The organism is Anaerotignum faecicola, assembly GCA_024460105.1.
Classification (GTDB): Bacteria; Bacillota; Clostridia; order Lachnospirales; family Anaerotignaceae; genus JANFXS01.
In genome coordinates this window covers 1-379 of record JANFXS010000649.1, presented here as the reverse complement: position 1 = coordinate 379, position 379 = coordinate 1, and the positions used below count along the sequence as shown (strand labels likewise).

The 379-nt window shown below is 47.0% G+C and carries 1 protein-coding gene; it reads right to left on the bottom strand.

Annotated elements, in window-relative coordinates; all coding sequences use genetic code 11:
* A partial coding sequence (hpt, locus tag NE664_15835) for a hypoxanthine phosphoribosyltransferase (protein MCQ4728105.1) occupies positions 1-379 on the bottom strand: 379 nt, incomplete at both ends.

Below are 379 nucleotides of genomic sequence, written 5' to 3'. Positions count from 1 at the left end.
AATTCCTGTATTTCTGGTCATAATCAAGACCGTATCCCACGATGAACTGATCCGGTACGGTAAAGCAGGTGTATTTCACCGTAACCTGTTTCTTCACACGGCGTTCCGGTTTATCGAGCAGCGTGCACAGTTCAATGCTTTTCGGGTTTCTCTGCTTCAGGACCTCAATCAGATAAGAAAGCGTATTGCCGGAATCGATGATGTCTTCTACGATCAATACGTCCTTTCCTTCAATCGGTTCATCCAAATCCTTTACGATCTTAACAATTCCGCTGGATACAGTGCCTGCGCCATAGCTGGATACAGACATGAAATCCAGAGTCAGGGGCAGGCTGATCCTCTTGGACAGCTCGCAGGTGAAGAATACGCCTCCCTTTAA